Origin of the sequence: Pseudomonas sp. NPDC089534, from assembly GCF_044749305.1 — a bacterium.
Classification (GTDB): Bacteria; Pseudomonadota; Gammaproteobacteria; order Pseudomonadales; family Pseudomonadaceae; genus Aquipseudomonas; species Aquipseudomonas ekonensis.
Window position 1 is genome coordinate 4766 of record NZ_JBIVHR010000077.1, and the last position, 24443, is coordinate 29208.

Annotated in this window: 19 protein-coding genes, 1 pseudogene and 1 riboswitch; of the genes and pseudogenes, 8 read left to right on the forward strand and 12 right to left on the reverse strand. The window is 65.3% G+C overall.

Annotated elements, in window-relative coordinates:
• Positions 1–32 precede the first annotated feature (32 nt).
• On the forward strand, positions 33–929 hold the full coding sequence (locus tag ACIP0B_RS21005; protein ID WP_400835685.1) for a GlxA family transcriptional regulator: 897 nt from the start codon (positions 33–35) through the stop codon (positions 927–929).
• A 184-nt stretch (positions 930–1113) separates the two neighbouring features.
• Here ACIP0B_RS21005 and zapE read toward each other — a convergent pair whose 3' ends face one another.
• The 3 genes from zapE to ACIP0B_RS21020 all read right to left on the reverse strand — a co-directional run bounded on the left by zapE (position 1114) and on the right by ACIP0B_RS21020 (position 4308).
• Positions 1114–2208 carry a cell division protein ZapE gene (gene zapE, locus ACIP0B_RS21010; protein WP_085584808.1) on the reverse strand — a complete coding sequence of 365 codons (1095 nt, stop codon included), beginning with the start codon at positions 2206–2208 and terminating at the stop codon, positions 1114–1116.
• 90 nt (positions 2209–2298) lie between these two features.
• The gene (locus ACIP0B_RS21015; protein WP_400835663.1) at positions 2299–3654 is read right to left on the reverse strand and encodes a tryptophan--tRNA ligase; all 1356 of its coding nucleotides are present in this window, start codon (positions 3652–3654) and stop codon (positions 2299–2301) included.
• A 24-nt stretch (positions 3655–3678) separates the two neighbouring features.
• Positions 3679–4308, reverse strand: coding sequence for an alpha/beta hydrolase (locus ACIP0B_RS21020; protein WP_400835687.1), 630 nt, complete (start codon positions 4306–4308; stop codon positions 3679–3681).
• Positions 4309–4452: 144 nt separating this feature from the next.
• On the opposite strand from ACIP0B_RS21020, the gene ACIP0B_RS21025 reads away from it, so the two are divergent.
• The gene (locus ACIP0B_RS21025) at positions 4453–4887 is read left to right on the forward strand and encodes a YhcB family protein (protein WP_085584803.1); all 435 of its coding nucleotides are present in this window, start codon (positions 4453–4455) and stop codon (positions 4885–4887) included.
• Between the two features lie 142 nt (positions 4888–5029).
• Here the strand turns inward: ACIP0B_RS21025 and ACIP0B_RS21030 are convergent, their stop codons facing one another.
• The 7 genes from ACIP0B_RS21030 to ACIP0B_RS21060 form a co-directional block, all read right to left on the reverse strand.
• A complete protein-coding gene (locus tag ACIP0B_RS21030; protein WP_217890643.1) occupies positions 5030–5761 on the reverse strand; it encodes an OmpA family protein in 732 nt (243 codons plus the stop codon).
• Between the two features lie 113 nt (positions 5762–5874).
• Complete coding sequence (locus ACIP0B_RS21035) at positions 5875–6519, reverse strand: MBL fold metallo-hydrolase (RefSeq protein ID WP_400835666.1); 645 nt, start codon at positions 6517–6519, stop codon at positions 5875–5877.
• An 84-nt stretch (positions 6520–6603) separates the two neighbouring features.
• A complete protein-coding gene (locus tag ACIP0B_RS21040) occupies positions 6604–9339 on the reverse strand; it encodes a LuxR C-terminal-related transcriptional regulator (protein ID WP_400835668.1) in 2736 nt (911 codons plus the stop codon).
• A 188-nt stretch (positions 9340–9527) separates the two neighbouring features.
• Entirely contained in the window at positions 9528–10892 is a 1365-nt protein-coding gene (locus tag ACIP0B_RS21045; RefSeq protein WP_217890639.1) for a DUF1329 domain-containing protein, read from the reverse strand.
• A gap of 28 nt (positions 10893–10920) precedes the next feature.
• Positions 10921–12807 (reverse strand): DUF1302 domain-containing protein, encoded by a 1887-nt coding sequence (locus tag ACIP0B_RS21050; RefSeq protein ID WP_400835670.1) that lies wholly within the window; start codon positions 12805–12807, stop codon positions 10921–10923.
• Positions 12808–13146: 339 nt separating this feature from the next.
• On the reverse strand, positions 13147–14829 hold the full coding sequence (locus ACIP0B_RS21055; RefSeq protein ID WP_400835672.1) for a fatty acid--CoA ligase: 1683 nt from the start codon (positions 14827–14829) through the stop codon (positions 13147–13149).
• A 145-nt stretch (positions 14830–14974) separates the two neighbouring features.
• Complete coding sequence (locus ACIP0B_RS21060; protein ID WP_400835674.1) at positions 14975–16159, reverse strand: MFS transporter; 1185 nt, start codon at positions 16157–16159, stop codon at positions 14975–14977.
• Positions 16160–16243: 84 nt separating this feature from the next.
• Here ACIP0B_RS21060 and ACIP0B_RS21065 point away from each other — a divergent pair, with 84 nt between their 5' ends.
• Positions 16244–17017, forward strand: coding sequence for a helix-turn-helix domain-containing protein (locus ACIP0B_RS21065; RefSeq protein ID WP_085640799.1), 774 nt, complete (start codon positions 16244–16246; stop codon positions 17015–17017).
• Here ACIP0B_RS21065 and ACIP0B_RS21070 read toward each other — a convergent pair.
• Entirely contained in the window at positions 17001–17630 is a 630-nt protein-coding gene (locus ACIP0B_RS21070; protein ID WP_217890634.1) for a LysE family translocator, read from the reverse strand. The two genes, ACIP0B_RS21065 and ACIP0B_RS21070, sit on opposite strands and share 17 nt — an antisense overlap.
• 222 nt (positions 17631–17852) lie before the next feature.
• Between ACIP0B_RS21070 and ACIP0B_RS21075 the strand changes: the two genes are divergently transcribed.
• From ACIP0B_RS21075 to ACIP0B_RS21085, 3 genes are all read left to right on the forward strand, one after another.
• Entirely contained in the window at positions 17853–18818 is a 966-nt protein-coding gene (locus ACIP0B_RS21075) for a 2-hydroxyacid dehydrogenase (protein ID WP_400835677.1), read from the forward strand.
• 34 nt (positions 18819–18852) lie between these two features.
• A complete protein-coding gene (locus ACIP0B_RS21080) occupies positions 18853–19851 on the forward strand; it encodes a methyltransferase (protein ID WP_400835679.1) in 999 nt (332 codons plus the stop codon).
• 40 nt (positions 19852–19891) lie between these two features.
• Positions 19892–20014, forward strand: a riboswitch (yybP-ykoY riboswitch).
• Positions 20015–20103: 89 nt separating this feature from the next.
• On the forward strand, positions 20104–20688 hold the full coding sequence (locus ACIP0B_RS21085) for a TMEM165/GDT1 family protein (RefSeq protein ID WP_400835681.1): 585 nt from the start codon (positions 20104–20106) through the stop codon (positions 20686–20688).
• Between the two features lie 150 nt (positions 20689–20838).
• On the opposite strand, the gene ACIP0B_RS21090 is transcribed toward ACIP0B_RS21085, so the two are convergent.
• Positions 20839–21657, reverse strand: coding sequence for a M48 family metalloprotease (locus tag ACIP0B_RS21090; protein WP_400835683.1), 819 nt, complete (start codon positions 21655–21657; stop codon positions 20839–20841).
• Positions 21658–23008: 1351 nt separating this feature from the next.
• Between ACIP0B_RS21090 and ACIP0B_RS21095 the strand changes: the two are divergent.
• Positions 23009–23206, forward strand: a pseudogene (locus ACIP0B_RS21095) (HAMP domain-containing protein); the annotation flags it as partial.
• Between the two features lie 111 nt (positions 23207–23317).
• On the forward strand, positions 23318–24061 hold the full coding sequence (locus ACIP0B_RS21100; protein ID WP_371857103.1) for a methyl-accepting chemotaxis protein: 744 nt from the start codon (positions 23318–23320) through the stop codon (positions 24059–24061).
• The last annotated feature ends 382 nt before the right edge of the window (positions 24062–24443 follow it).

The window sequence follows — 24443 nt, forward strand, 5'->3', positions numbered from 1 at the left end:
CCACCCTCATGCAAGCCAAGGATTTCTTCCACCTGGCCAGCCTGCGTTACGGCAAACAACTGGGCCACGGCCTGACACCGGCGTTCGAAACCCGCCTGGTCAGCCCCGACGGCAAACCGGTGAACAGCTTCAGCGACGTGATCATGCCGGTGGACGGCGGCCTGGAAAACACCGATGTGATCATCCTCCCGGCGTTCTGGGACGACTTCGAAACCCTGTGCAGACGCTATCCGCAGATCCTGCCGTGGCTGCGCGAGCAACACGCCCGCGGCGCGGTGCTCTGCGGCGAGGCGACCGGGGTGTTCTGGCTGGCCGAGGCCGGATTGCTCAACGGCAAGGAAGCGACCACCTACTGGCGCTTCTTCAACGCGTTCGCCGAGCGGTTCCCGCAGGTCTACCTCAACCAGGACAAGCACCTGACCGACGCCGACAACCTGTATTGCGCCGGCGGCACCACTTCGGCCTGCGACCTCTACATCTACCTGATCGAGCGCTTCTGCGGCGCCAACGTGGCGCAGGCCGTGGCCCGGGACATCCTGTACGAGGTGCAGCGCAGCTATTCGCCGGGCCGCATAGGCTTCGGCGGCCAGAAGCTGCACCAGGACGTGATCATCCTGCAGATCCAGCATTGGCTCGAAGAACACTTCGCCGACAAGTTCCGCTTCGAGGACGTGGCCCGCGAGCACGGCATGAGCATCCGCAACTTCATGCGCCGCTTCCAGACCGCCACCGGCGACAAACCCCTGCATTACCTGCAGCGGCTGCGCATCGAGACCGCCAAGGGGCTGCTGTCCGGCAGCCGCAAGAGCATCAAGACCATCAGCTACGAAGTCGGCTACGACGACGCGAGCTTCTTCGCAAGGCTGTTCCGCCAGCACACCGAACTGTCGCCGAACCAGTACCGGCAGCAGTTCCAGCAGGCGGCGTAACCTGACAGGCGACCCGCTCCCCTTGTGGGAGCCAGCCTGCTGGCGATGGCGATCTGTCAGTCGACTTCTTCATTGAATGTTCGGCCGCAATCGCGAGCAGGCTCGCTCCCACAAAGGAGGCAAGCAAACGCCGCGCAAAGAAAAGGGCCTGCATCTGCAGGCCCTTTTCATGTTCCGGATCGCGTTACGGCTTGTGCGCCCGCGCGAGGAATTCGTGCGACTGCATCTCCAGCAGACGGCTCAGCGTACGCTGGAACTCGAACGTCAGGCGCCCGCCGGTGTACAGGTCCTTCAGCTCCACCTCGGCCGAGATGATCAGCTTGACGTTGCGGTCGTAGAACTCGTCGACCATGTTGATGAAGCGACGGGCGATGTCGTCGGTGGTGACGCTCATCTGCTCCACGCCGCTGAGCAGCACGGCATGGAAGATCTTGCCCAGCTCGATGTAGTCGTTCTGGCTGCGCGGGCCGTCGCACAGTTCGCGGAAATCGAACCAGGCCACGTCGTCGCAGGTGCGCAGCGCACGGATTTCGCGGTTTTCGATGATCAGCACATCGTTTTCCACGGCCGCGGTGCATTCCGGGGTCAGCGCACGGAAGCTCTTGCGCAGGCTTTCGTGGGCGGCCTCGTCCAGCGGGTAGTGGAACAGCTCCGCCTGTTCGAGGTGGCGCAGGCGGTAGTCGACGCCGCTGTCGACGTTGACGATCTCGGTGTTCTGCTTGATCAGCGCGATGGCCGGCAGGAAGCGCGCCCGCTGCAGGCCGTCCTTGTACAGGCCGTCCGGCACGATGTTCGAGGTGGCGACCAGGGACACGCCGTTCTTGAACAGCTCTTCCATCAGGGTGCCGAGGATCATGGCGTCGGTGATGTCGGAGACGAAGAACTCATCGAAGCAGATCACCCGCGATTCGGCGGCGAAACGCTTGGCGATGATGGTCAGCGGGTTCTTCTCGCCGCCCAGGGTCTTCATCTCTTCGTGCACGCGCTTCATGAAGCGGTGGAAGTGAGTCCGCGTCTTTTCCTTGAACGGCAGCGCCTCGAAGAAGGTGTCCACCAGGTAGGTCTTGCCGCGGCCCACGCCGCCCCAGAAGTACAGTCCCTTGACCGGCGCCTGATCCTTCTTGCCGAACAGCTTGCCCAGCAGGCCCGGCTTGTTCTGCTCGGCGGCGATCAGATCGTCGTACAGCCGCTGCAAATGACGCACGGCGGTTTCCTGGGCGGCGTCATGGAAGAAGTCCGGGCGTTTCAGATCAGCTTGATATCGTTCTAGGGGCGTCATAATTCGTTAGCAAGGCAACAAAAACGGGCCGACACTGTAGCGACGGCCCCGGGGAATGGCAATCGGCCCTTGGTCGGGCCGAACCGTTGTTTATTCCTGGACGGGCGTCAGCGCGATCCGCAGCGCCTCGACCGCCGCATCCCGCGCGGCGGCGTCGGCGAACGCCGGGCTGTCGCCGACGCACTCGCCTTCCAGCCACACGGTGAACGCCAGGCCTTCGCTGCGCACATCCAGCGCCTGGCCCGACTGCAGTTGCTTGGTCACCTGGCCCGCAGCCTTGCCGTCGGCGAAGTTGCGCGACAGCAGCAGTTGCTCGCCGTCCGCCGCCAGCAGGCGGAAGCGGAAGCTGCCGTCGTCCTCGCGGAAGCTGACGAACCGTGCGGCCTTCGCGGCCTTCTTCTTGGTGGTCGCGGCGACCTGCACCTGATTGACGAACGAACGCAGACCCACCGCCTCGCGCAGCTCGTTGAGGAACGGCGTGGCCACCGCACGGGCCTTTTTCGCGCCGTGCTGCAGGATGTCCTCCAGGTCCGCCGGACGTTCGATCAACTGGTGATAACGCTCGCGGGACTCGCCCAGCTGACCGTCGAGCAACTGGAACAGGCGGCTCTTCGCCTCGCCCCAGCCCAGGCCCTGCAACAGTTCGCTGCGGAATTCGTCGGCCTGCGCCGGGGTGGCGAACGCCTGGAACAGGGTGAACAGGTGCGAGTTGTCCGGATCCTTCGCCTCGCCCGGCGCACGGGAGTCGGTGACGATCCGCGAGATCGCGTCCTTCATGTCCTTGGCGCTGGAGAACAGCGGGATGGTGTTGTCGTAGCTCTTGGACATCTTGCGCCCGTCGAGGCCCGGCAGCGTGGCGACGCTTTCCTCGATCTGCGCCTCGGGCAGGGTGAAGAACTCCTTGCCCTGGCCGAACAGGTGGTTGAAGCGCTGGCCGATGTCCCGGGCCATCTCGACGTGCTGGATCTGGTCACGGCCGACCGGCACCTTGTGCGCGTTGAACATCAGGATGTCGGCGGCCATCAGCACCGGATAGCTGTACAGCCCCATGGTGATGCCGGCGTCCGGGTCTTCGCCGGCCTCGACGTTCTTGTCCACCGAGGCCTTGTAGGCGTGGGCGCGGTTGAGCAGGCCCTTGGCGGCGACGCAGGTCAGCAGCCAGGTCAGCTCGGGGATCTCCGGGATGTCGGACTGGCGATAGAACGTCACGCGATCCACATCCAGGCCGCCGGCCAGCCAGGTCGCGGCGATTTCCAGGCGCGAGCGCTGGATGCGCAGCGGGTCGTCGCACTTGATCAGGGCGTGATAGTCGGCCAGGAAGTAGAACGAATCGGCGTTCGTGTCACGGCTGGCGACGATCGCCGGGCGGATGGCGCCGGCATAGTTGCCCAGGTGCGGCGTGCCGGTGGTGGTGATGCCGGTGAGGATGCGGGTACGGTTCGTCATGGGTAATCGCTTGTCAGACTGCAATCAATTCGAGAGACGCGGCAGGATCAGAACCTTGAGATCGGTCAGCTTGCCATGAAAAAAGTGTCCGCATTCTGCCACTTTCAGCAGCTCATGGGGGCGCTGGAGTGTGTCGGACCATTCGTAGACCCGTTGCGGATCGATCACTTCGTCGGTTTCAGGCTGGATCACCGTCAGTTCACCCTGCTGCGGCAGCAGGTCCTGCTCGCCCAAGCGCATCACCGCCGGCGCGACCATGAACAGGTGCTTGAGCGTCACGCCCTGGGCCTCGAGGCGCCCGCCGAGGCTGGCCGCCACGAACCCGCCGAAGGAAAAGCCGAACAGGGTCAGCGGCAGCTCCGGGTGCTTTTCCCGCAGCCAGGCGGCGGCGGCCCAGGCGTCGTCGACCTCGCCGCTGCCCATGTCGTGGCTGCCTTCGCTGGCGCCGACGCCACGGTAGTTGAAGCGCAAGGTGATCAGCCCGGCGTCGCGCGCGGTGCGCTGCAGGGTCGAGACGACCTTGTTGAGCATCGTGCCGCCCTGCACCGGGTTCGGGTGGCAGATCAGCGCGATGCCGCGCGGCTGCTCGTTGTCCAGGTACAGGGACTCAAGTTGACCGACAGGGCCGGCAATCACTACGGGGGTTTCACGCATCAGCAAGGAAGGAACTCCGTGACCTCGAATCGGGTCGACTCGTCTAGCAAATTGTCTGTGCCAATCTATTGCGAGTGAATCGCGGTATACAGCGCAGGTTCGAGCCGTTAACGTAAAGCAAAGCCGTTTATAGAGGAAGGACTCGTGGAACACTCGCTCTTAGTTTGGTTGTTGCCGACTCTTGCCCTGGTTGTGGGTGTAGCCATCGGTTTCCTGATCGCTCGCGTTGCGCCGAACGCCGCGCCGAGCCGCACGCAGCGTCAACTGGATGACATCCAGGAACGTTTCGACAGTTATCAGAACGAAGTGGTGACCCACTTCAACAGCACCGCGAACCTGGTCAAGAAGCTGACCCAAAGCTACCAGGAAGTGCAGGATCACCTGGCCGAAGGCGCCAACCGCCTGGCCCTGGACGAACAGACCCGCCAACGCCTGCTGGCTTCGCTGCACGCCGAAGCGAGCCAGGCGCCACGGGAACGCCTGACCCCGCCACGGGATCAGGAGCCGCCACGGGACTACGCGCCGAAGGCACCGAACTCGCCGGGCATGCTCGACGAGCATTACGGCCTGAAGAAGTAACCGGCCTTCGCGCCAAGCGAAAAGCCCCCGGACATGTGAATGTCCGGGGGCTTTTTTGTGTCTGGAGCCTTCGGTGTCTGTCATGACCCCACAAAAAAATGCCCGATCACCAGGATCGGGCATTTTTCATTCGGCCGTTGGGTTACGGATACTGCTGAACCGTGCCCGGTTGCTGCTGGCCACCGTACTGCTGACCCGGAATCGCCTTCAGGTTGACTTCGACCCGGCGGTTCTGCGCCCGGCCGTTGACGTCGCCGTTGCTGGCGATCGGGTTGTCCGGGCCGGCGCCGCGGGCCGACAGGTTGGCGCCGCTGACGCCTTGCGACGTCAGGTAGGTCGCCACGCTCTGCGCACGGCGCTGGGACAGGTCCATGTTGTGCTGGCGGCTGCCGGTGCTGTCGGTGTAGCCGACGATCTCGATCTGGTTCTGGTTGAACTCCTTGAGGGAGCTGGCCAGGTTGTTCAGCGGTTGGTAGAAACTGGACGCGATGTTCGCCGAATCGGTGGCGAAGGTGATGTTGCCCGGCATGATCAGCTTGATCTGGTCGCCCTGGCGCTGCACTTCGACGCCGGTGTTGGCCATGCTGGCGCGCAGTTTCTTCTCTTGCTGGTCGGCGTAGTAGCCATACCCGGCCGCCGAGGCACCGACCACAGCGGCGCCGATCAGCGCGCCCTTGCCGCGGTTGTTGTGGTCGATGGCCGCACCGGCGATGGCGCCGGCCAGGGCACCGAGGCCGCCGTACTTGGCGGTCTTGCTCATGCCCTGGGAGCCGCCGTCGGCCTGGCCCTGGTTGTCGTACGGGTTGGGCGAGGCGCAGCCGGACAAAACGGCCACGGCGGTGGCGACAATGATCAAACGACGGGTGGTGAACATGGAGTGCTCCTACATTTGCATTCTGTTGTGCAGCGGCCATTGGCAAAAGACCCGTGCGGGCGTTGGATCATGGCAATGGGCAAAAATTCCGCCGCGCACTCATGACAAAATGTTTAGGCGCGCACGAACGGGTTTTCACGCATCTCGTCGCCCAGCCGGGTGTCCGGGCCATGTCCCGCCACCACGGTGGCGTCTTCGTCCAGGGTGTACAGCCGCTGCTTGATCGATCGCACGATGGTCGCCTGATCGCCGCCCCACAAGTCCGTGCGCCCCACTCCGCGACGGAACAGCGTGTCGCCGGCAATCAACAGCTTAGCCTCGGAAAACCAAAAGCTCATGGAGCCGGGCGTATGTCCCGGCGTGTGCAGCGCGACGCCGCAGCCGCAGGCCAGCTCTTCGTCATCGCCGAGCCAACGGTCCGGGGACGGCACCGGCGTGTACGGCACGCCGAACATCTGGCACTGCATTTCCAGGTTGTCCCACAGGAACTGGTCTTCCTTGTGCAGGTGCAGGGTTGCGCCGGTCCGCTCCTTCATCTGGCCTGAGGCCAGGAAGTGATCGAGGTGCGCATGGGTATGGATGATGCTGACGACCTTGAGGCCCAGCGCATCGAGACGCGCCATGATCAGATCGGGGTTGCCGCCCGGATCGACGACGATGGCTTTTTTGGTCACAGGATCGCCGATGATCGTGCAGTTGCACTGCAACGGGCCGACGGGGAAGGTTTCGCGGATGAGGGCTGGCTGGGGGACAGTCATTGAAGATCCTGGTCGCACGGTGGTGGTGGTTTGCGCGATTCTACTTCACCTGCCGGCGGGGATCGCCAGCGCGGTCATGCCCGGTCAGCTCAGCACCCCCAGTTCCTTGGCCCGCGCCACCGCCTGGGTGCGGCGCTCCACCCCCAGCTTGCTGTTGATGTGGCTGGCATGGGTTTTCACGGTATGCAGTGATATGAACAGTTGCTCGCTGATCTCCTGGTTCGAGCACCCCTGAGCGATGAGCCGCAATACCGCCAGTTCCCGGCTGCTCAGCTGTTCCGCCGCCGAAAGCTCCTGCGCCGTGGGCTGTGCGGGAGCCGGGAACCGTTCCAGCAACTGCTGGCAAATCGGGCTCGGCGCAGCCAGCAGCAGTTGCCCGCGCAACCATTCCGCGCAGTCGCTGGCCAATGCGTCGAAGGGCTGCAACGCACCGCCGCCCGCGGCCTCCAATGCCTGGCTCAAGGCTTTGCGGGCCTCCGGCTCGCGGCCGCTGCCCAACAGCAGCGCCACCTTCTGCGTCAGCGCCATCACGCTCAGCAGTTGACGCCCGGTCCGCTGACCGTTTTCCAGCAGCACGTTCAATCGTCCCTCGGCCAGCATCGGCTGCCCCAGGATCACATCGAGCAAGGCCTGCTGGAGCTCGACATGCAGCGGCAATTGCGGGTGGAACTCCGGCGGGGCGGCGGCGCGGTCGCCGGTGTAGGTCTGCCCCAGCCGCGCCAGCCACGCTTCGGCCAGATCGGTGCGGCCCTGCGCCAGCCACAGCTCGCATTTGACCAACGTGATCATCGCCAGGTAGTAGATCGGCGGCACGTCCCAGATGTGCATCAGGCGTTCGGCTTCGGCCAGTTCGGCGAAGGCCTTGGCGAACTCGCCGCTGCTGCCGTCCAGCCGGGCGATCACGCAGTGGCCGATCAGCACGCTGATGTCACGGCAGGCCCGCGCCTCTCCCAGGCCGATGAGCAATCGTGCGCGCGCCGCCTGCGGCTGCAGGCGCATCGCCAAGAGAAACCCTTCGTACAGCGTGAGCCGCGCCCGCACGGCGTACAAGCGTTGCGACGACAACCCGCGCAGGCGCTCCAGCCCCTGGTGGACTTCGTCCAGCGCCCGCACGATCTCGCCCCGGGCCTGCAGCACCCGGGCACGGTCGTAGTGGGCCAGCGCTTCGAACAGGGGATTGCCGACCCGCTGCGCCAGCTCCAGCGACTCGCGGTTCAAGCCGCGGGCACGCCACAGGTCGCCATCGGCAATGGCCAGGTTGGACAAGGTCGACAGGCACATCAGCCGTTGGCCATAGCGCTTGGCCGGCAGGCTTTCCAACGCCTCGGTGCAGTACTGCAAGGTCAGCGCACGGTGCCCGCGCCCGCGGGCGATGATGCCGCTCAGGGCCAGCCACTGCGCCAGCATCGACTTCTGCGCCGTCGCCGAAGGCGCGGGCAGGAAACGGCTCAGGTGACTGGCCAGCTCTTCCGCCGCATCGAGCTGGCAGGCCAGCCCCAGCGCCCAGCTGTACAGGACGATCAACCGGGGCGTGCTGATCAGCAGGCTGTCGGGCAGGTCCATTTTCCAGCGCAGCAACATGCCGACGTTCTGCTCGGCCAGCAATTGCTCCTCCGACAGGTTCTGCACAAGGTTCGCCGCCACGTCGAGATGCCCGGCGCGCAGGGCCTGCTCCACGGCCTCGTCCAGCAAACCCTGGGCGTTGAACCAGCGGCAGGCGCGCAGGTGCAGCGTGGCGGCCGGCACCATCCGGCTGACGGGCGGCCGGCTGCGCAGCAGATCCGAGAAAAGATGATGATAGCGATACCAGTGGCCGTGCTCGTCCAGCGGCACCAGGAACACCTGATGGGCCAACAGGAAACGCAGGATTTCGCCGCTGTCATGGGCTTCGCGCACGGCGTCGCACAGTTCGCTGCAGAAACGCTCCTGGGGGGCGGTGTCGTAGAGGAACGCCTGGACCTCGGCCGGCAGGCAGTCGATGACCTCTTCGAGCAAGTAATCGCGAATCAGCCCTTCCCCGCCGTTCAGCGCCAGGGGCAGAGCGCCGTCCGTGCCGGCTTCGGAGACCGCCAGCAGCCAGAAGCGCAGGCCCGCGACCCAGCCTTCGCTGCGCTGAATCAGACTCTCCAGCGCCTCTCCGCGCAGCGAACTGCTGTGGCGGTCGAGCAGCGCCAGGGCTTCGTCGTGGGTCAGGCGCAGGTCCTGCTCGTGCAGTTCCAGCAACTGCCGCGACAGGCGCAGGCGGGCCAGGTGCCAGTCGGGGCGCTGACGGCTGGTGACCATGACCAGCAGGCCGTCCGGCAAGTGATTGAGGAAAAACTGCAGGCAACGGTCGAGCACCGGCCCCTGGGCGAGGTGATAGTCATCAAGCACCAGCAGCAGCGGCGCCGCCGGGTCGAGGTTCAACGCCAGCTCATCGAGCAGGCCGTCGAGCCATTCCTCGAAGGCGAACGGCTGGTGGCGCTGGCGCATCTTCAGCAACCCCAGCGCCTGGCTGCCCAGTTGCGGGAAAAAGTCCTGCAGGCCTTCGAGCAGGCGCTCGAGGAACCGCCCCGGATCGTTGTCCCTGGGGCTCAGCCCCAGCCACAGGCTTTGCCACTGCGCCGGCAGGCTCTGGCAGAACTCCACCGCCAGCGAGCTCTTGCCGAAACCCGCCGGGGCGCTGACGAGCAGCAAGCGCCCGCCAAGGCCGGTGCTCAGGCGCTCGCACAGGCGCGGGCGCAACACGTAGCCGTCAGGCAACGGCGGACGGAAGAAACGGCCGCCCAGTGCCGCGACGGCAACGCTTGCAGGACCCGGAAGCGGGGACAGATCGGTCATTGGCCGGCTCTTGTTGGAATGGCTGTTGGCGGCGTGGCAGATGTCCGCAGACTAGCCGTAAACGAGGAGGGATTGAAGGCGGCTGCTACAAATGGCTACAAAAAGGCTACGGAAAAATCGACAGGCAAAAAAAACGCCCCGAACCGGTCGGGGCGTTTCCACGAGGATGCGGCCTCGTTTGCAGCGCTTTAGCGGATGCCGTCCTGACGCAACGCGTTCGGCGTGAAGTCGGCGGTGGTGGCGGTGAAGCCGAAGTCGTACGCCGATTTCTCTTCGTTCTTCATGCCCAGCGCCAGGTAGCGGCCGGACTGCAGGTCGTAGAGGGTTTCCAGGGTGTACCACGGCACCTGGACGTTGTAGTAGTTCTGCGAATGGGCCTCGGCCACGCGCCACAGCTGGTTGCGGCCGTCGTAGTGGTCGATCACCGCTGCCTGCCAGGTGTCTTCGTCGATGAAGAAGTCACGCTTGGCGTAGATGTGGCGCTGACCTTCCTTCAGGGTGGCGACCACATGCCACACGCGGCGCAGCTCGTAACGGGCCAGGTCCTGGTTGATGTGGCCGGCCTTGATGATGTCGGCGTACTTGAGCTTCGGATCGTCGAGCTTGTAGCTGTCGGAGGCGATGTACATTTCCTTCTTGCCTTCGAGCTTCCAGTCGTAGCGGTCCGGCGCACCGTTGTACATGTCCAGGTTGTCGGAGGTGCGCAGACCGTCCGCCGCGGTGCCCGGACCGTCATAGGACACCTGCGGCGCCCGGCGCACGCGGCGCTGGCCGGCGTTGTAGACCCACGCCGAACGTGGTTCCTTCACCTGGTCGAGGGTCTCGTGCACCAGCAGCACGCCACCGGCCAGACGCGCCGGCGCGGTCACTTTCTGCTTGAAGTAGAACAGGATGTTGCCCGGGTTGGCCGGATCGTAGTCCTTCATCTTGTCGCGGAACACGAACTGGTCCTGGAAGTACACCAGGCTGAACGAGCCGTTGGCCTGCGGCGTGGCCTGGGTCACCAGACGGGTCACGCTGCCGCCGCGGTAGCGGGTGATGTGGTTCCAGATGACTTCCACGCCGCTCTTCGGAATCGGGAACGGCACGGCGGTGTCGAAGTTCTCCAGGCCGTTGCCGCCGGACACCAGGTTGGTGCTGGTGGCGTTCTTCTTGATTGCGGCAAACACGGCGTCCGGCACGGTGGCGCCGCGGTGGGACGGGTAGACCGGCATCTTGAAGGTGTCCGGGTAGCGCTTGAACATCGCGTACTGGCCCGGCGCGAGCTTGTCCTTGTACTGGTCGACGTTCTGCGCCGTGATGGTGAACAGCGGTTTTTCGCTGGCGTACGGGTCGGACAGGAACCCCTTGCTGTCGACCGTGCCGGCGTTCTTCGGCATCGGCTTCCAGGCCGGGATCGAGCCGTCGGCATTGCCGGCCATCTCGGCGCCCATCGGGGTCAGGCTCTTGCCCAGCTTGTCCGCTTCGGCGGCGGGCACCGCCGCCATGACGCCGGTCGCCAGCAACGACAGGCCCAGAACACCGGCGTGGAACAGACTCTTTGTTATTTTCATAAATTCGCTCGTCCTGAAAATGCAGTGCTTAGAAGTTCACGCCGAAGCTGAGCGCCACGAAGTCGCGGTCATCCACGGTGGTGTACTTGCCGTCGAAGAAGTTGGTGTAGGCCAGGCTCGCGGTGTAGGTGTTCTGGTACTCGGCATCGAGGCCCAGGCTGATGGCCTTGCGGCCTTCCTCGAAGTTGCCGCCGGGGCCTGGCGAGTAGCCGCTCACATCGTGGGACCAGGCCACGTTCGGCTTGAGGTTCACGCCGGCGAACACGTCGTTGTATTCCCAGATCGCCCGGCCGCGGTAGCCCCACGACGTCGCGGTGGTGAAGCCTTCGTCGGTGCAGTTGCGGCTGCGGTTGTTGGTCGGGGTGCCAGGGCCGGCACCGTTGATGGTGCTGGTGTTGAGCGCGACGCAGGTGTCGGCGCCGCCGGTGGCCGGCAACTCGCCCGGGCCGTAGACCGGATCGCGGCCGTAGCGCACATCGGAGGTGCTTTCCAGGCCGCCGACGTGGGTCACGCCCACTTCGCCCACCAGGGTCAGGCGGCTGGCGCCCATCACTTGGTCGAAGAAGTGCGTCAGGGTGGTCTGGAACTGGGTGATTTCCTTGCGGCGGTAGCCGTGCAGGTCCTGGCCCGGAACGCCGTTGAGCAGCGACGCGTTGGTCAGCGCGCCGCCCAGCGGACGCACGCCGGCGAACAGGATGTCGGTGGAGTTCAGCTGCACCGGCGCGTTCGGCCGGTAGCTGATCTCGCCGCTCCACGCCGTGCCGGTCGGCAGGGTGGTGGAGAAGCTCAGGCCGTAGAGGCGGATGTCTTCAGGGTACTCGACGAAGTACTGCGAGTTGCCCGCCACCAGCAGCGGCGCCAGTGCGGCGAACGGCCCCGGCAGCCCGCGTGCGGTGTTGTAGACCGACTGCGGCGCGCCGGTGGCGCTGAAGATCGGCGCACGGCTGTGGTAGTTCATGAAGTAGGCGCCGAATTCGGTGTCCAGCGGATCGAACATGTACTTCAGGGACGCGCCCCACTGGCCGCCGTCACGGGCATCCCGGTCGCCGCCGCGGCGCACCAGCACGCCTTCTTCGTTGACGTCGACGCCGTTGGCCGCCAATGGCCCCAGGGCGACGGCCGGAATCTGCGAGCGCTTGTTCAGCACGCGCAGGTTGTTGTCGCAGCCGTCGGCGATGATGTCAGGCTGGGAGAAGAAGGTGCCGCAGTTGTCGACGACGGTCTGGTCCCACTCGATCTGGTAGAACGCGTCGGCCGACAGGTTGTCGGTCAGGCTCTGGGACACGTAGAACATGTTGACCGGGATCAGGCCTTCCTTGATCTCGGCGCCCGGACGGCGGAACGCGGACACGTCGATCGGGTTGATCGAGTTGATGCCGCCGCCGATGAAGGTGCTCTCGCCCCAGCTCACCACCTGCTTGCCCAGGCGCACGGAGCCCGGCTGATCGGCGATCGAGTAGTTGTGGTAGACGAAGGCGTCGAGGATCTGGCCGCCGGCGGACTTGGCGCCCTCCTTGCGGTTGTTGTCGCTGATGTCCTTGAATTCGCGGCTTTCGTCCTTGAGCTCGAAGTCGTACCAGTACTTGCCGCGGACGAACACGCCGGTGTCGCCGTATTTCAGCTCAAGGTCATGGATGCCCTTGAAGATCTTCGAAAAGGTCTCGCCGCTCTTGAAGTTGGCGTGGCCGTCGTCGGAGGTCTGGGAGAGGCCATGGCCGCCGTTGTTGACGCCGATGAGGTTCTTGTTCGGCTGCTGGGTCGACCAGCTGGCACCGATCGACAGGGAGGAGTCGAACTGGCCTTCGATTTCACCGACGTTGAAGCTGACGCCGAATGCGGGCCCGGCGAGCGTGGAGGCGAGACTGACGGCCAGGGGCAGTTTTGCCCGGCGCCAGAACTGGTTAGCTGAATTCATCGACGCTACTCCATGTGCATTATTGTTATGGCAGTGAGTACTTTTAAAAACGCCTGAAGGACCGGACGCCAGGGCTGCCCGAATTCGCTTCAAATTGCATCGCCCCAATGGGTTGCGCGTGTGCCCCGTTCTTAAAAATCCTTGAGCGGACTATAGCCAGCAGGTGGTACTGCTTGATCCCTCTAAAGTGTGATTTGCAGCTGCCGGCCACTCTGGAACAGTCCTTTCGCCAGTCCGACCCATGTCGGCACGGCAAGGATGGCTGAAAATTCGGATTTCACAAGCCAAGCGCTTGCTTGGGGGTGTCTGGCGCGCCGTTTGCGGCGCGCCAGGGGACGCTCAGAGCGTGGAGAGGAAGGCGCTGTTGTTGGTCTGCCACTCGGTGATGTCGAGGCGGATGCGCTTCTTGTCGAGCTTGCCGACGCTGGTCTTGGGAATTTCAGTAACAAGGGCGATCTGGCTTGGGATCGCCCACTTGCTCAAGTGCCCCAGCTCGACGAACGGCTTGAGGTGTTCCTTGAGCTCCCGGGCCCCGATCTCATGCCCCTCGCGAACCACCAGCAGGGCAAACGGCCGCTCGCCCCACTGCGGATCGGGAATGCCCACCACTGCTACTTCGCGTACCGCGACGTGACGGCTGATCAGGTCTTCGAGGTCCAGCGAGGAGATCCACTCGCCGCCGGTCTTGATCACGTCCTTGATGCGGTCGCGGATGTCGATCACGCCCATGCCGTCCAGCGTCGCGACGTCGCCGGTGTGCAGCCAGCCGCCGGCCCACAGCTCGGCGCCCTTCTGCGGCTCGTTGAAGTAGCCCTCGGTCAGCCACGGGGCACGCAGCACCAGTTCGCCCTGGGTCTCGCCGTCCGCCGGGAGGAAGTTGCCCTCGGCGTCGACGATGGCCGCCTCCACCAGCGGCCCCGGCACGCCGGCCTTGATCCGGTAGGTGGTGCGCTCGTCTTCGCTGCCGGCCATCAGTTCATCGTTCAGGTGGGCGCAGGACACCAGCGGCCCGGTCTCCGACATGCCGTAGGCGGCGGTGAGCTGAATGCCGCGGGCCTTGGCCGTCTCGTAGAGGGAGCGGTTGAGCGCGCTGCCGCCGATGACGATCTTCCAGCCGCCGAAATCGGTGCCCTGGGCGCCCTTGGCGTTGAGCACCATCTGCAGGATGGTCGGCACGCAGTGGGAAAAGGTGACCTTCTCCTTGCGCCACAGCTCGACCAGGAACTCCGGATCGTAGCGCCCCGGATAGACCTGCTTGAGCCCGAGCATGGTCGCCACATACGGCAGGCCCCAGGCATGCACGTGGAACATCGGCGTGATCGGCATGTACACGTCGTTGGTGCCCAGCAGCCGGACGCTGTCGATGGCGCCCATGATGGTCGACACGCCCATGGTGTGCAGCACCAGTTGCCGGTGGGTGAAGTACACGCCCTTCGGATTGCCGGTGGTGCCGGTGGTGTAGAAGGTGGTGGCCACCGAGTTTTCGTCGAAGTCCTGGAAGTCGTACTGCGGGCTCGCGGCGGCCAGCAGTTGCTCGTACTCGCCGACGAGGTTGGGCAGGTCGGCGGTCTTCTCCGCAAGGTCCGTCAGCAGCAGGGTCTTCTCCACCGTGGTCAGGTGCGGCGCGATGGCCCGGTACAGCCCGGTGAACTCGCTGTTGACCAGCACGAAGCGGTCCTCGGCGTGGTTCATCGTGTAGAGGATCTGCTCCGGCGACAGGCGCACGTTGATGGTGTGGATCACCGCGCCGATCATCGGGATGGCGAACATGCACTCCAGGTAGCGATGGCTGTCCCAGTCCATCACCGCCACGGTGTCGCCGGCCTTCACGCCCGCCGCCGTCAGCACGTTGGCCAGCCGCGCGACCCGCTCGATCAGGGTCGGATAGCTGTAGCGCAGCTGGTCGCGGTAGACGATCTCGCGGGTCTTCTCGTAACGGGCGCCGGACATCAGCAGCCGTTTGATCAGCAGCGGGTACTGGTACGCCCCTTCGGCGGGCGGAATGACGCGAGTCTGCAACATAGGAATCCCTTTTCTGGCGGCACGGTGTTGGCATTAGAGCTCTACTCTAGAACCGTTGCGTGACAGCCAAATCAGCCAAAGGAATGATTTGCAGCGCCGCACAAATGCTAGCTTTGCGCCAGCATTTGCCGTCATCCGAACCTGCTCAAGCCATTTGTCCGACAGCCTCTTCCGAAGGCGTGCGTGGGAAAACCGCAGCGGCAAGGAAGGTCAACGCACCAAAACCGGCCAGAATCAGGTAAAGCCCCACAAAACCATGGCGCGGTTCGACGTAGGCGATCAGCGGAATCGCCGTCGCGCTGGCGCCGAACGACAGGCAGTAGCGCAGGGCGAAGACCCGGGCCTGCCAGTGCGGCGCGACGAAGTTGGCCACCATCGAATCGTTCACCGTGACCTGGCCGAACACCACGAACATGAACGCCGCCCCGACGGCGACCACCGCCCAGCCATCGACCCAGGCCAGCGCCAGCAGCAACGGCGCCTGGCACAGGGTCAGCACCACGAACGGCCATTTCAGGCTGATGCGGTGCAGCACCCGGCCGATGCTCAGTTGGGCCACCGCGCCGAAGGCGTAGGCCAGGCTGACCACCACGCCGAGGATCTGCGGCGAGGCGGACCATTCCTGCAACCGTTCCTGAAACAGCTTCGGGTAGGTCATGGTGGTGGCGTTGAACACCACCCCGCCGGTGGCGGTGGCCAGCGCCAGCACGCCGAACACCAGCGCCATGGAGATGCGCTGCCCGGCGGCGCCCTTGAGCGCCGTGTGCGCACGCGCCGGGATCGGCTCGTCACGCACCTGCAGGGCAAACCCGACGCCCAGCGCCACAGCCACCGCCCCCGGCACCAGGAACGCCGCGCGCCAGCCGAAGTGCGCCACCAAAAGCCCGGTGACCAGCGCCGAAAACGCCACCCCCAGGTTGCCCCACATGCCGTTGATGCCGATCTCGCGCCCGCGGTTCTGCGCATGGGCCACCAGCATCGCGGTGCCCACCGGGTGGTAGATCGCGGCGAAGACGCCGGTCAGGGTCAGGCCGGCCACCAGCATCGCGGGGCTGTCGCTCAGGCCCGTGAACATCGCCGAGGCGCCGATGCCGAAAAAGAACACCAGCATCATGTGGCGCCGGCTCCAGCGGTCGCCGAGCCACCCGGCGGGCAGCGAGCAGGCGCCGAAGGCGATGAAGCCGCCCAGGGACAGGCCGATCAACCCGGCGTAGTCCAGCCCGAAGGCTTCGGTCATGCCGAGCACGGCGGCGGGGAAGATCAGCATGAACATGTGATCGATCACATGGGCTGCGTTGATGTAGCGGATGACGGTGGCGGATCGGTTCATGGCGGCACGCTTGATGTTGTTGTGAGCGGCTATGCTAAGTTGGCGAAAAAGCGCAGACCTGCCAATGAAGTCATCGAACCGGACATGTTGATCAGCCATTTCGAACACGGCCCGGTGAGCGCCTACCCCCGGGACTACCTGGACGGCGCCCACCAGCCCTTGCACCTGCACCGCGAGGCGCAGCTGCTGTATGCGGTGCGCGGGGTGATGCGGGTGGTCACGGCCCAAGGCGCCTGGGTGCTGCCGCCGACCCGTGCGGTGTGGATCCCGCCCGAGGTCGCGCACGAGATCTTCATGTCCGGCGATGTGCAGATGCGCTCGCTGTTCATCGCCCCGGAGCTGTCGCCGGCCAGCCTCCAGCAGTGCTGCGTGCTGGCGGTCACGCCGCTGCTGCGCGAACTGATCCTGCGCGCCGTGCAGGGCCCGCCCCACGCGGACAATCCGCTGATCCAGCAACTGATGCTGCAGGAGCTCGCCGGCCTGGAGAACCTGCCGCTGCACATCCCGATGCCCGCCGACCGGCGCCTGCAAGGCATCTGCCTGGCGCTGCTGCAAACACCGGATCACCCCAACACCCTGGAGGACTGGGCGCAGCAGGCCGGCGCCAGTTCACGGACGCTGGCGCGCCTGTTCCAGCAGCAGCTGAAGATGAGTTTCAACGCCTGGCGCCAGCAACTGCGCCTGATGGAAGCCCTGCCCCGCCTGCTCGCCGGGGACAGCGTGCAGCGCGTGGCGCAGGATCTGGGTTACGGCAGCGCGCGGGCGTTCAGCGCGATGTTCCGCCGTTTGCTCGGGGACAATCCCCGGGAGTACCTCAACGCCCTCAACCAGCTCGGTTCGATCAGTGCATCTCGGTGAACGCGAGCTTCACGCCGATGGCGATCAGCACCGCGCCCATGGTGCGGTCGAACCAGTGGCCCATGCGGGCGAAGCCGGCGCGCACGCGCTGCTGGCTGAACAGCAGGGCCACCAGGCAGAACCAGGTCGCGGTGGCCGCCGCCAGGTAGACCCCGTAACCGGCCTGCACCGCCAGCGGCGTGTGCGGGTTGATCACCACGGTGAACAGCGACAGGAAGAACAGCGTGGCCTTGGGGTTCAGCCCGTTGGTCACGAAGCCTGAGGTGAACGCGCCGCGGGCGGTGCGCTCGCCGGCCTCCTTGTGCAGATCGTCGGTGACGGCCGGCGCCGGCTGCGCGCGCAGGGCCTTGTAGCCGATGTACAGCAGGTAAGCGGCGGCGGCCCATTTCAGGGCGTTGAACAGCACGATCGACTGCGACACGATCAGGCCGATGCCCAGCAGCGAATAGCCTACATGCAGGAAAATCGCCGTGCCCACGCCCAGCGCCGTCCAGGTGCCGGCGCGCCGGCCGTGGGTCACGCTCTCGCGCACCACCACGGCGAAGTCCGGGCCGGGGCTGGCCACGGCCAGCAGGTGGATCAGTGCAACGGTCAAGAACTCGGTCCAGTACATGGGGACTCCTTTTTGAACAGTACGAATCTGAAGAGAACTCAATGTGGCGAGGGAGCTTGCTCCCGTTCGGCAGCGCAGCAGCCGCTTAGCGGAACACACTGTCGGGCCTGTCGGCCGCACGGCACGGCGGGAGCAAGCTCCCTCGCCACAGGGTAACCAATTGTTTCATCTGGTAGGCTCGGCAGATTACGCCTTCCGTTCACCGCACAAAAGGTACAGTTGATGACGAACGCCCGCCGCGCCGTATTCCTCGATCACCCTTCCCTGGATCTGGGCGATCTCGACCTGAACCCCTTGCGCGAGTGCTTCAGCGACCTGCAACTGTTCGCCCAGACCCTGCCGGAGCAGGTCGCCGAACGCCTGAACGGCGCCGCCGTGGCGATCACCAACAAGATCGTCATCGACGCGGACGCCATGGCGGCCAACCCGGACCTGAAGCTGATCCTGATCACCGCCACCGGCACCAACAACGTCGACCTGACCGCCGCAAAGGCCCGCGGCATCACCGTGTGCAACTGCCAGGCCTACGGCACGCCGTCGGTGGCGCAGCACACGATCATGCTGCTGCTCAACCTCGCCACCCGTTTGGGCGACTACCGACAAGCCGTCGGCGAAGGCCGCTGGCAACAGGCCAAACAGTTCTGCCTGCTGGACTACCCGATCGTCGAACTGGAAGGCAAGACCCTCGGCCTGCTCGGGCACGGCGAACTGGGCGGCGCGGTGGCCCGCCTGGCCGAAGCGTTCGGCATGCGCGTGCTGTCGGGACAGATTCCGGGACGGCCGGCGCGGCCGGACCGCGTGCCGCTGGCGGAACTGCTGCCGCAGGTCGACGCCCTCACCCTGCACTGCCCGCTCAACGAGCACACCCGCCACTTCATCGGCGCCCGGGAACTGGCGTCGATGAAGCCCGGCGCGTTTGTGGTCAACACCGCCCGCGGCGGCCTGATCGACGAGCAGGCGCTGGCCGACGCCCTGCGCAGCGGCCACCTCGGCGGCGCGGCCACCGACGTGCTGAGCACCGAGCCGCCGGTCAACGGCAATCCCCTGCTGGCCGCCGACATTCCGCGCCTGATCGTCACGCCGCACAACGCCTGGGGCAGCCGCGAGGCGCGGCAGCGCATCGTCGGGCAACTCACCGAAAACGCCCACGCATTCTTCAGCGGTGAGGCGCTGCGGGTCGTCAATTGATAGACTGCGGCACTTTTTTTTCCAAGGAGCAGTTATGGATCCGCGCAGTGAAGTACTGCTTCGTCAGGCCGAGTTATTCCAAGGGTCGGTGCTGCTGGCCGGGCTGCCCGCCGACGATCTGCTCGGGCGCCTGCCCGACGCGTTCGGCTGGTGCTGGCATGCCGGCGATCAGGCCATGCTGGAAGCGCGCTTCGCCGGACGCAGCCACTTCGGCGTGAACGTCCCGGAACGCGGGTTCGACAGCGCGGTGGTGTTTCTGCCCAAGGCCAAGGACCTGACCGACTACCTGCTCAACGCTGTGGCCGCGCGCCTGGCCGGGCGCGAGGTGTACCTGGTCGGTGAAAAACGCGGCGGCATCGAAGGCGCGGCCAAGCAGCTCAATCCGTTCGGCAAGCCGCGCAAGCTCGACAGCGCCCGCCATTGCCAGCTCTGGCAGGTGACGGTGGCCGACGCGCCGGCGGCCAAACCGCTGGAAAGCCTGGCCCAGACCTATGAACTGCCGTTGGCCGAAGGGCCGCTCAAGGTGATCAGCCTGCCGGGCGTGTTCAGCCACGGCCGGCTGGACCGCGGCAGCGCCCTGCTGCTGGAGCACCTGGACAAACTGCCGGGCGGCCATCTGCTGGACTTCGGCTGCGGCGCCGGTGTGCTGGGGGCGGCGGTCAAGCGTCGCTACCCGGACACCCAGGTGACCATGCTGGACGTCGATGCCTTCGCCGCCGCCAGCAGCCGCCTGACCCTGGCGGCCAACGGTCTGGAAGGCGACGTGCTGACCGGCGACGGCATCGATGCCGCCCCGCTGGGCCTGAACGCGATCCTGACCAACCCGCCGTTCCACACCGGGGTGCACACCGATTACCAGGCGACGGAAAACCTGCTGCGAAAAGCGGCCAAACATCTGAAAACAGGTGGCGAACTGCGACTGGTGGCCAACAGTTTCCTCAAGTACCAACCGTTGCTCGAGGAGCATCTGGGCGCCTGTTCGGTGAGGGCCGAAGGCCAGGGTTTCCGGATCTACAGCGCCAAGCGCGGCTGAAAATTTGTACTTGCCCAATCGGATTTGCCTAGGCAGAATCCGCTCCGTCCTAGGGGAGTAGTCTCCCACGAGCGCCAAGCTCGTCCGGCATACGTCAACACACTTGATCCGCAGATCATGGCGTATGCGACCCCAGCGTCCGCACCAGACGGACCGCAGGGTTTGACAAGACCTATGACACGCACACCTTACCCGGGGCGGGGAGGCTGTACGTGTCATAGCCGTGTCGACCCGCCCCCTTAGGAAATCCTGATGCTGGACTCGTTGCTCGTTCCCACCGCCATCGTTGCCCTCGCCGAAATCGGCGACAAGACGCAACTGCTCGCGCTCATTCTCGCCGCACGCTTTCGCAAACCCTGGCCGATCATCGCCGGCATCGTCGCCGCGACCCTGGCCAACCACGCCGCTGCCGGTGCGGTCGGCGCCTGGTTCGGCAGTTTCTTCTCAGACTCCGTCCTGCACTGGATCCTCGCCGCAAGCTTCGCCGCCACGGCCCTGTGGACCCTGGTGCCGGACAAGATGGACGACGACGAGGCCAGCACGGCCCGCAAGTTCGGGCCGTTCCTGACCACGCTGATCGCGTTCTTCCTGGCGGAAATCGGTGACAAGACCCAGATCGCCACGGTGATGCTGGCGGCGCAGTATCCGGAGCTGTGGCTGGTGATCATCGGCACCACCGCGGGCATGCTGATCGCCAACGTGCCGGTGGTGCTGGCGGGGAATTTCGCGGCGGAGAAACTGCCGCTGACGCTGATCCGTCGCCTGGCGGCTTCGGCCTTCATGATTCTGGCGATCGTCGCGGTGTACAAGGCGATGCAGAGCAGCGGCTGGATCTGATGACCGTGGCGAGGGAGCTTGCTCCCGCTGGGTCGCGAAGCGCCCCCACCCCTGCCGATGCGGTTCAACCGCTACGCCGCGATGACAGGGTTGACGGCTGCTTCGCAGCCGAACGGGAGCAAGCTCCCTCGCCACAGAGGCCTCTGTGCTTCAGGACTTCGGCGCTTTCTCGTACAACGGCATCACCTTCGGAATCGCCGCCTGCAACGAGGCGATCCGGCTGGACGAGGCCGGGTGCGTGCTCATGAACTCCGGCGGCGCGCCTTCCGAGGCCTTGCTCATCTTGTTCCACAGGGTGATCGCGGCGTTCGGGTTGTAGCCGGCCCGGGCGGCGAGTTCGAGGCCGATCAGGTCGGCTTCGTTTTCGTTGGCGCGGCTGTTGGGCAGGGTCATGCCGTAGTTGGCCACCGCGTCGGCGAGAGCCAGGCTGTCCTGGCCCAGGCCGAGCAACGCACCGGCCCCCTGCTTGGCCATTTCGATACCATAGGCCTTGGACATCGCTTCACGGCCATGCTCGCGCAGGGCGTGGGCGATTTCATGGCCCATGACCGCGGCGATTTCGTCGTCGGTCAGTTTCAGGCTGTCGATCAGCCCGGTGTAGAAAATGATCTTGCCGCCGGGGCCGCAGTTGGCGTTGAGCTCATCGCTCTTGATCAGGTTGACTTCCCACTTCCACTGCGCGGCATCCGGACGGAAGTTCGGCGTCTGCGCAATCAGCCGGTTCGCGATGGCCTGAACGCGTTTCGCATCATTGCTGGTCTTGTCCAGCACACCCTTGCCGGACGCCTCGCCCACGGTCTTCTGATAGGACTGGGCATACATCTGGTCGACCTCTTGCGAGGACAGCATGCTGAACATGTACTGCTTGCGCTCCACGCCCACGGCTCCGCCGCTGGTGGTATTGACCGACTGACAGCCGGCCAGCGTCAACGCTGCGCCCAGCGCACCTGCAACCAAAATCTTGTTCATTCAAAAACTCCCTGAAAACCTGCGCGTATCCTAGGCGGGTAAAGGTATCCGCGCCAGATCCAACAGACGTGTTGCATGCACTTTCAGAAAGCCTCCGCACACCCTGTAGGAAAAAATTCATACCCGCCGCAACGCCTTCCGCCACTACGTCACGCACCGATCCATTTGCGACATCTTTCCTCCATTGCGCCGCAATCCGCTCATGGCCCCGTGCCCGCTGCCGATACATCAGCGCAGACGTCTTCCTGCGTGCGGAGCTCCCATGAAATTCAAGTCGATCCAGTTTTCCGTGGCGGCCCTGGCCGGCGCCATCGTTCTCAGCGTGGTGGCCGCGCTGGTGCTGTATGCGCTGTTTTCCGGCGCCCGGACGCAAGACATGGTGCAGGAACGCACCCAGGCCCAGTTCGAGCAGGTCATCGAACAGCGCCTGACGTCCCTGGCGCAGACCCAGGTCAGCCAGATCCAGCGCGAGCTCGAAGCGCCGCTGCTGATCGCCGGCGGGCTGGTGCGGGTCAACGCCCTGCTCGGCACGCCGGGCGCCGACGGCCAGCCCCGCCTGACCGTCAGCCGCGAGCAGCTGATCAGCCTGATCAAGGAAAACGTCGAGAAGAACCCGAAGATCCTCGGCACCTACATCGGCTGGGAAAAGGACGCCCTGGACCACAACGACGCCGCCTACGTCGGCACCAAAGTGGTGGGCATCGACGCCGCCAACGGACGCTTCCTGCCGTGGTGGTTCCGCAACGACGACGGCACCCTGGGCCTGGACAAACTGGTGGATGTGGACGACCAGAAGGTCCTGTCCACCGGCGTGCGCGCCAGCGAGTACTACCTGTGCTCGAAGGAAACCAAGAAGTCCTGCGTGATCGACCCGGCGCCGTACAAGGTCGGCGACAAAGTCGTGATGCTCGCCTCGTTCATCGAGCCGATCATGCTCAACGGCGCGTTCCAGGGCATCGTCGGCGCCGACCTGTCGGTGAACTTCATCCAGGAGATGCTCCTGGCCGCCAACCAGAAACTGTACGCCGGCGCCGGGCAGATGGCCCTGATCGGCGGCAACGGCCGGATCGTGGCCTACACCAAGGACCCGAGCAAGTTCGGCGAGAAGGTCAGCGACATCCTCGACAGCCAGCAGATCGCCAACATGGCCAATCTCAAGCGCGGCGAAGTCACCTACACCGTCAGCAAGGAACAGGGCCGGATCGAGCTGTACCTGCCGTTCGGCATCGGCCAGACCGACGCGCGCTGGACCCTGATGCTGCAATTGCCGCTGAACGCGGTGATGGCCGATCTGCAGAAACTCCAGGGCGACCTCGACGCCCAGCGCAAATCCGACACCTTCGGCATGGCCATGGTCGGCCTGGTCATCGCCGGTCTCGGCCTGCTGGTGATCTGGCTGGTGGGCCACGGCATCGCCCGTCCGCTCAAGCAGATGGTGACCATGCTCGACGACATCGCCCAGGGCGAAGGCGACCTGACCCGCCGCCTGAGCAGCGACCGCAGCGATGAGTTGGGTTCGATCGCCAAAGGCTTCAACACCTTCCTGGCCAAGCTGCAGGCGATGATCACCCAGGTGGTGACGTCGGTGCAGAGCGTCAGCGATTCGTCCGAGCACACCGCCGACATCGCCATCCGCACCAACATCGGCGTGCAGAAGCAGATGGCCGAGATCGACCAGGTGGCCACCGCCGTGCAGGAGATGACCGCCACCGCCCAGGACGTGGCGCGCAACGCGACCCAGGCCGCGCAGGCGGCCAGCCATGCCGACCAGGCCGCCAGCCAAGGCATGCAGATCGTCAGCGACACCTCGAAGTCGATCGGCGTGCTGGCCGTGGAGATCGGCAAGGCCGTGGAAGTGGTGCAGGCGCTGGCCAAGGACAGCGAGAACATCAACGCGATCCTCATCGCCATCCGCGCCATCGCCGAACAGACCAACCTGCTGGCCCTGAACGCGGCCATCGAAGCGGCCCGCGCCGGCGAGCAGGGTCGCGGGTTCGCCGTGGTGGCCGACGAGGTGCGCAACCTGGCGCAGAAGACCCAGCAGGCCACCGAAGAAATCCAGAGCATGATCCAGCAACTGCAGCAGGGCACCCGCGAAGTGGTGCGGGTCATGGAAGACAGCCAGAGCCGCACCGACGAAAGCGTGCAGCACGCAGCCAAGGCCGCCGAGGCGCTGGAGACCATCACCCAGGCGGTGTCGGTGATCAACGACATGAACACCCAGATCGCCAGCGCCGCCGAGGAACAGAGCGCGGTGGCCGACGACATCAACCGCAACGTGATCAACATCGGCCAGGTGGCCAACGAAGTGGCGGGCGGCGCCGACGAATCGAGCTCGGCCAGCGCCGACCTGACCAAGCTGGCAGAGCAGCAGCGCCGGCTGATCAATCAGTTCAAGGTCTGACCCGGCGGGAAGGCCCTGCGGGCCTGCTGGCGATGGCGGCTTGGCTGGCACAGGGATGCCGGATGTGCCGGCCTCATCGCTTGCAGGCAAGCTCCCACAGGGTTCGGTGAGAGCCGCAGACTCCGCATGCACCCACGATCCCCTGTGGGAGCCAGCCTGCTGGCGATGGCGGTGGGTCAGGCACAGGTGATGTCGGATGTGCCGGCCTCATCGCTTGCAGGCAAGCTCCCACAGGGTTCGGTGAGAACCGCAGATTCCGCATGCACCCACGATCCCCTGTGGGAGCCAGCCTGCTGGCGATGGCGGTGGGTCAGGCACAGGCGATGCCGGATGTGCCGGCCTCATCGCTTGCAGGCAAGCTCCCACAGGGTTCGGTGAGAAC